5 protein-coding genes are annotated in these 7,407 nt (G+C 70.3%); 4 read left to right on the top strand and 1 reads right to left on the bottom strand.

Annotation, left to right across the window (positions count from 1 at the left end; genetic code table 11):
* Positions 1 to 188: 188 nt before the first annotated feature.
* Entirely contained in the window at positions 189 to 2,480 is a 2,292-nt protein-coding gene (gene glgX / locus O3Q52_RS45250) for a glycogen debranching protein GlgX (RefSeq protein ID WP_269654326.1), read from the bottom strand.
* Positions 2,481 to 2,681: 201 nt separating this feature from the next.
* Here glgX and O3Q52_RS45245 point away from each other — a divergent pair, with 201 nt between their 5' ends.
* The 4 genes from O3Q52_RS45245 (at position 2,682) to O3Q52_RS45230 (ending at position 7,179) form a co-directional block, all read left to right on the top strand.
* A complete protein-coding gene (locus O3Q52_RS45245) occupies positions 2,682 to 3,914 on the top strand; it encodes an Ig-like domain-containing protein (protein WP_269654325.1) in 1,233 nt (410 codons plus the stop codon).
* 235 nt (positions 3,915 to 4,149) lie between these two features.
* The gene (locus tag O3Q52_RS45240) at positions 4,150 to 5,397 is read left to right on the top strand and encodes an Ig-like domain-containing protein (protein WP_269654324.1); all 1,248 of its coding nucleotides are present in this window, start codon (positions 4,150 to 4,152) and stop codon (positions 5,395 to 5,397) included.
* A gap of 136 nt (positions 5,398 to 5,533) precedes the next feature.
* Positions 5,534 to 6,301, top strand: coding sequence for an enoyl-CoA hydratase/isomerase family protein (locus tag O3Q52_RS45235; protein ID WP_269654323.1), 768 nt, complete (start codon positions 5,534 to 5,536; stop codon positions 6,299 to 6,301).
* Between the two features lie 269 nt (positions 6,302 to 6,570).
* A complete protein-coding gene (locus O3Q52_RS45230) occupies positions 6,571 to 7,179 on the top strand; it encodes an ATP-binding protein (protein WP_269654327.1) in 609 nt (202 codons plus the stop codon).
* Positions 7,180 to 7,407: the final 228 nt, after the last annotated feature.

The raw sequence follows: 7,407 nt of genomic DNA, 5'->3' as shown, positions 1-7,407 counted from the left end.
GGGAATCCTGGGCTGACCCGCCCGCCCACGCGGTGGGGTGCGGGTTCGTTGTGGCTGGTCGCGCAGTCCCCCGCGCCCCTGAAGACCTAGGGGCGCGGGGAACTGCGCAATCTTTTGGCGGGGGTTCGGGGGCGGAGCCCCTGAGTAGGTGATGGGAATGGGTAGGGGCGGCGGGGGCGAGCAAGGTCCTACCCCGCCACCCGCAGCAACAGAACCGCCCGCGCCGGCACAGTGATCGCAGCCCCCGCCCGGTGGACCACCCCGGGCGTCTCCTCCTGCTCCTCCCGCGATGTGTCGACGACGACCTCGTAGCGCTCCGCCCACGGCGCCCCGGGCAGGACGAAGCTCGTGGGACGGTCGCCCGCGTGGAGGACGGCCAGGAAGCTGTCGTCCGTGACCGGTACGCCTCGCGCGTCCCGGCCGGGGATGTCCCGACCGGACAGGTACATGCCGAGCGTCGCCGCGGGCGCGTACCAGTCCCGTTCCGTCATCTCCGCGCCGCGGGCCGTGAACCACGCCAGGTCGCGCAGCCCGTCGGCCGAGTGGGCGCGGCCGGAGAAGAAGGCCCGCCGCCGCAGGACGGGATGGGCGTGGCGGAGGGCGATCAGGCGGGCGGTCAGGTCGAAGAGGGCCCGCCAGTCGGGATCGTCGAGCAGGGTCCAGTCGATCCAGCTGATCTCGTTGTCCTGGCAGTACGCGTTGTTGTTGCCCCCCTGAGTCCGCCCGAGCTCGTCGCCCGCGACCAGCATCGGCACACCGGTGGACAGCAGCAGGGTGGTGAGGAGGTTGCGCAACTGGCGGCGCCGCAGGCCCCGTACGCGGGCGTCCTCCGTCTCGCCCTCCGTGCCGCAGTTCCAGGCGCGGTTGTCGTCCGTGCCGTCCCGGTTGCCCTCTCCGTTGGCCTCGTTGTGCTTGCGCTCGTACGACACCAGGTCACGCAGGGTGAAGCCGTCGTGGGCCGTCACGAAGTTCACCGAGGCGTACGGCCGCCGCCCGCCCCACGCGTACAGGTCGCTCGACCCCGACAGGCGGTACCCGAGATCCCGTACGTCCGGCAGCGCGCCCCGCCAGAAGTCCCGTACGGCATTGCGGTAGCGGTCGTTCCACTCGGTCCACAGGGGAGGGAAGGCCCCCACCTGATAGCCGCCGGAGCCGACGTCCCACGGCTCGGCGATCAGCTTCACCCGGCGCAGCACCGGGTCCTGGGCGATGACGGCCAGGAACGGGGACAGCATGTCGACGTCGTGCATGGAGCGGGCCAGCGCGGCCGCCAGGTCGAACCGGAAGCCGTCCACCCCCATCTCCGTCACCCAGTAGCGCAGCGAGTCCGTGATCAGGCGCAGCACGTGCGGCTGCACCACATGGAGCGTGTTGCCGCAGCCCGTGTAGTCCGTGTACCGCCGGGCGTCGCTCTGCAGCCGGTAGTAGCCGCGGTTGTCGATGCCGCGCAGCGACAGCGTGGGGCCCAGCTCACCCGCCTCCGCCGTGTGGTTGTAGACCACGTCGAGGATGACCTCGATACCCGCGGCGTGCAGCGCGCGCACCATGCTCTTGAACTCGCCGACCTGCTGGCCGGTCGTCCCCGAGGCCGCGTACCCGGCATGCGGCGCGAAGTAGCCGATCGAGTTGTAGCCCCAGTAGTTCTTCATGCCCCGGCGCAGCAGATGGTCCTCGTGCGCGAACTGGTGCACCGGCAGCAGCTCCACCGCCGTCACGCCCAGCTTCACCAGGTGCTCGATCGCCGCCGGATGCGCCAACCCCGCGTACGTGCCCCGCAGTTCCTCCGGGATGTCCGGGTGCAGCTTCGTGAAACCGCGCACGTGCAGCTCGTAGATGACCGAGTCCGCCCAGGGCGTCTTCGGGCGGCGGTCGTCCGTCCATTCGTCGTCGGGCGCGTCGTCGTGGACGACGACACCCTTGGGGACGTACGGAGCGGAGTCCCGGTCGTCGCGCACGGTGTCCGCGACCTGCTGCTGGGGCCAGTCGCGCACATGCCCGTACACCTCCGGCGGCAGCGTGAAGTCGCCGTCCACGGCACGGGCGTACGGATCGAGGAGCAGCTTCGCCGGGTTCCAGCGGGCGCCGGTCCACGGGTCCCAGCGGCCGTGCACCCGGAAGCCGTACCGCTGCCCGGGCCGCACGCCGGGCACGAAGCCGTGCCAGATCTCGTGGGTCAGCTCGGTGAGGGGCACCCGGATCTCGGTGCCCTCGCCGCCCGGGCCTTCGGAGTCGCCGGCTTCGCCGAAGAGGCACAGCTCGACGGACTCGGCACCGCCCGCCCACAGCGCGAAGTTGGTGCCCGAGACACCGTCGGGACCGGTCCGGAAACGCGCCCCGAGCGGGGTCGGCGCACCGGGCCACACGGGGACGGCCGGCGCGACGCGCGGACTGCCGTTCAGCACGGGAGCGGGCTGCGCGGGCAGCCCGACATCCGGGGCGCGCCCCTCCTGCACTGCCTCCTGCTCGGCTGCGCTCGACACCTCACGGCCTCCTGCGGCTCGATGGGAGCGACGCGCGGAGATGCCGTGGCGTCCCGGCCACGGCTCCCCGTCGCGTCGTCCTTCCCACTGTTCTGCCCACCGCCGGGCTCGCACTCACGTTTCCCCAGGAGAGGGCTGACCGGCCCCGGGCGGATGAGGCGTCCCCCACTTCCCCGGGGCCGGTTCGTCGTTGGGCCCCACGTGATGCACGCACAGACGCGCGCGGCGCGCGCAGGGGCCGCGATGGCCGCCGTACTGACATGGGCAGGGCTGCTGGCCGGAGCCGCGGGATGCACCTCGCACGGCGTGGACCAGGTGCTCGGCAAGCCCCGTTCGCCCGAGGAAACGATCCGAGTCTCACCGGACGACGGCAGCAAGGCCGTACGCCCCGAGGAGACCTTGCGGGTACGGGTGCCGGCCGGGCGCCTGGAGTCGGTGAAGGCCGTCAGGTCCCAGGACGCGCAGGACTTCCCGGTGCCGGGCCGGATCGCCGAGGACGGCATGACCTGGCGTCCGGACGAGCCCCGACTGGCCCTGGCCGCCAAGTACTCCGTCGACGTGGTCGCGCTCGACGGCCACGGCCGGCGGGTGGCCCGGCACTCGACGTTCACGACGTCCGTCCCCGACGAGCGCTTCATCGGATACGTCATGCCCGAGAACCGCTCCACGGTCGGCACCGGAATGATCGTCTCGCTGGACTTCAACCGCGTGATCGAGAACCGCGCGGCGGTCGAGCGCGCCGTCCGCGTGACCTCCGTGCCGGAGGTGGAGATCGCCCCGCACTGGTTCGGCGAGAAGCGTCTGGACTTCCGGCCCGAGGAGTACTGGAAGCCGGGCACCAAGGTCACCGTCGCGCTGCGGCTGCGCGACGTCGAGGCGGCCCCGGGCGTGTACGGACTGCAGTACAAGACCTTCTCGTTCACGGTCGGCCGCAGCCAGGTCAGCCTCGTCGACGCCGCCGCCCACACCATGGAGGTGCGCCGCGACGGCGAGGTCCTCTCCACCGTGCCGATCACCGCTGGCGCCCCCAAGAGCACGACGTACAACGGGAAGATGGTGGTCACCGAGATGCTGGAGGTGACCCGGATGAACGGCGCGACGGTCGGCTTCACCGACGCCGACGGCAAGGGCGAGTACGACATCCCCGACGTGCCGCACGCACTGCGCCTCACCACCTCCGGGACCTTCCTGCACGGCAACTACTGGGCGCAGGGCGTCTTCGGCACCGCCAATGTCAGCCACGGCTGCGTGGGCCTGCGCGATGTGAAGGGCGGCAGCTCCGCGACCCCGGCGGGCTGGTTCTTCGACCGCAGCCTCATCGGTGACGTCGTCGAAGTCGTCAACAGCAATGACAAGAAGGTCGCTCCTGACAACGGCCTCGGCGGGTGGAACATGGGATGGAAGGCATGGAAGGCGGGCTCCGCGGTGAAGTAGACCGACAAAGGGGTACGCACAAGACGTGCGCCGACAGCCCCGCGGGCTGTTGAAGTTGGGACTGAACAGTGACAATCCCGGGAGGTCAACGCTCCTGGCGGTGTGATTAATTAGCGCGATACACGCGTGGGACGCGGCTGTGAGCTGCGGGCTCCCGCCATGGGCCCAGGCGTCACGGGGCGACCAACGATGGGTAGTGCGGGCCTTGATCAGGCCGTGCGAGGGGAGAACGAACTTGAACGGGCGACCGATATCGGGGGCGTCGGTTGGCGCGCGGACACGGCGTGGAAAGGGGGCCCTGGCACTGGCGCTGGGGAGTCTGATGCTCGTCGTGACCGCATGCGGCGGGGGAGGGGACTCGGATTCCGGGTCCGGCTCGGGGAAGGGCGGGGACAAGGATTCCGGCCAGGCGGACACCAAGGTCTCGCAGGCGGTCGTGACCGTGGCCCCGAAGGACGGCGCCGACGGTGTGAAGACCAGCGGCGCGCTCAAGGTGACGGCGGCCAAGGGCAAGCTGACCGAGGTCGAGGTCGAGGACACCAAGGGCAACCCGGTCGAGGGGAAGATCACCGACGGGGGCGCGACCTGGACGCCCGACACGCATCTCGCCGCGTCCACCAAGTACAAGGTCCACGCGGTGGCCAAGGACTCCGAGGGCCGTGAGGCGGCGGAGGAGTCCGCGTTCACCACGCTGACCCCGAAGAACACGTTCGTCGGCATCTTCACGCCCGAGGACGGCTCGAAGGTCGGCGTCGGGACGACCTTCTCGGTCAACTTCACGCGGGGGATCACGCAGCCCGAGGACGTCGAGAAGGCGATAGACATCAAGACCGAGCCGGCGGTCGACGTCGAGGGCCACTGGTTCGGCAACGACCGCCTCGACTTCCGCCCCGAGAAGTACTGGAAGCCCGGTACGAAGGTCACCGTGAAGCTCAACCTCGACGGCGTCGAGGGCCGGCCCGGTGTCTACGGCGAGCAGACCAGGACCGTGAAGTTCACGATAGGCCGCAGCCAGGTCTCCACCGTCGACGTCAAGACCAAGAAGATGACTGTCAAGCGCGACGGCAAGGTCATCAGGACCATCCCGGTCACGGCGGGCAAGCCCGGCTACGAGACCTGGAACGGCCAGATGGTCATCACCGAGCGCCTCAGGGTGACCCGTATGAACGGTGCGACGGTCGGCTACGGCGGCGAGTACGACATCAAGGACGTGCCGGACGCGATGCGGCTCACCACGTCGGGCACCTTCATCCACGGCAACTACTGGGGCGGCGACGCCTTCGGCAACTACAACTCCAGCCACGGCTGCATCGGCCTGCGCGACCAGCGCGGCGGCGGTGACCGCGGCGCGCCTGCCGCGTGGTTCTTCGACCGTTCGATCGTCGGTGACGTGGTGGTCGTGAAGAACTCCGACGACCGCGTCGTGGAACCGGACAACGGGCTCAACGGCTGGAACATGTCGTGGGAGAAGTGGAAGGCGTGACGGCCCGGGCCTGGGGGCGGCACTGACCACGCCTCTCCCGGCCCGCCTTGTCGCGGCTTGTACGGCCCCGGTGCGCTGCTCCTCTGTGACGCAGCACACCGGGGCCGTCGCCGTTAGCCCCCGTTAACCTGCCTTCATGACTGTGCATCTCGAAGTCGCCGAAGGTGTCGGCACGATCCGTCTCGACCGCCCGCCCATGAACGCGCTGGACGTCGCCACGCAGGACCGCCTCAAGGAGCTCGCCGAGGAGGCCACGCGCCGCGAGGACGTGCGCGCGGTGATCCTCTACGGCGGCGAGAAGGTGTTCGCGGCGGGCGCGGACATCAAGGAGATGCAGGCCATGGACCACGCGGCGATGGTCGTACGGTCCCGTGCCCTGCAGGACTCCTTCACCGCCGTGACCCGCATCCCCAAGCCGGTCGTCGCCGCGGTCACGGGTTACGCGCTGGGCGGGGGCTGCGAGTTGGCGCTCTGCGCCGACTTCCGCATCGCCGCGGACAACGCCAAGCTGGGCCAGCCCGAGATCCTGCTCGGGCTGATCCCGGGCGCGGGCGGCACCCAGCGCCTGTCCCGCCTGATCGGCCCCTCCAAGGCCAAGGACCTCATCTTCACCGGCCGCATGGTCAAGGCCGACGAGGCCCTGTCGCTCGGCCTGGTCGACCGGGTCGTACCGGCCGACGAGGTGTACGCCGAGGCGCACGCGTGGGCCGCGAAACTGGCCCAGGGGCCGGCGCTCGCGCTGCGTGCCGCCAAGGAGTCCATCGACGCGGGTCTGGAGACGGACATCGAGACCGGGCTCGCCATCGAACGCAACTGGTTCGCCGGGCTGTTCGCCACCGAGGACCGGGAGCGGGGCATGAAGAGCTTCGTGGAGGAGGGGCCGGGCAAGGCGAAGTTCCTCTGACCGGGGTAGGTGCGTCCGGCGCAAGGGGCTGTGGGCGTCCGCGGCAAGGGGTTGTGGGTGTCGGCGGCAAGGGGTGCGGGTGCCGTGAAAGTCACCCGCCGAATTCCGCTGATCCACTTGCAGTTGACGCGATGTCTTACCCGCGTCCCTCGAAGGGGCGGTTTATCCGAGCCTTAAGGCAACCTTAAGACTTCCTTGTCGAGGGCTGCGGGCGATTGCCCCGGACGAGGCTGTTCCCGCAGGCCAGACGGGCCGCGATCGCCACCGAACTGCCGCTGGCATATGCCGATCGAATCGGGCGGAATGGGGGGTTCCGGGGGGCGTATTCCTCCGGAACGCCCCCAACGGGGCCTCTGGGCGGCCATGATGGGGGCATGGCGGGGCTGGAGGGTATCGAACAGCCGCGGCGGCACGGGAGTGCGACCGCGGCGCGCTGGTCGCCCGCGGTCGAGGACGAACACGCGCTCAAGGCGCTGGAGTTGTTCGGCAATCCGACCGAGGGGGAGGTGCCGTTGCCCTCCCGGCCCGAGTCCGCGGCCGCCGCACGTCGGCTGACCCAGGTCGTGGTTCTGCGTCACTGGGGGCTCTCGCCGAAGATGACCGAGGACGCCGTCCTACTGGTCTCGGAGCTTGTGGGCAATGCCGTGCGGCACACGGGTGCGCGGGTGTTCGGCCTCCGCATGCGGCGCCGCCGGGGCTGGATCCGGATCGAGGTCCGAGATCCCTCCCGTGGCCTCCCCTGCCTCATGCCGGTCCAGGAAATGGACGTGAGCGGCCGGGGCCTGTTCCTCGTCGACAAACTCTCCGACCGCTGGGGCGTCGACCTCCTGCCTCGCGGCAAGACGACATGGTTCGAAATGAGGGTGGCTGACCGCTAGGTTTCTCGCCCCCACCGCCCCTACCCGTTCCCGTCCCTCTGGGGCTCTGCCCCAGACCCCGTGGGGTGTCCTTTCGGGCGCAGGTGCGTTGTGGCTGATCGCGCAGTTCCCCGCGCCCCCAAAAGGGGCGCGGGGAACTGCGCAGTCTTTTGGGGGTTCGGGGGCGGAGCCCCTGAGTAAGGGACGATGGGGGTCCCCCCGCTCGAGCGAAGCCGAGAGTGGGGGAGG

It is taken from the genome of Streptomyces sp. ActVer (genome assembly GCF_027270795.1).
GTDB classification, from domain to species: Bacteria; Actinomycetota; Actinomycetes; order Streptomycetales; family Streptomycetaceae; genus Streptomyces; species Streptomyces umbrinus_A.
The sequence above is the reverse complement of the archived record's forward strand: the minus strand, read 5'-3'. Positions and strand labels throughout refer to the sequence as shown.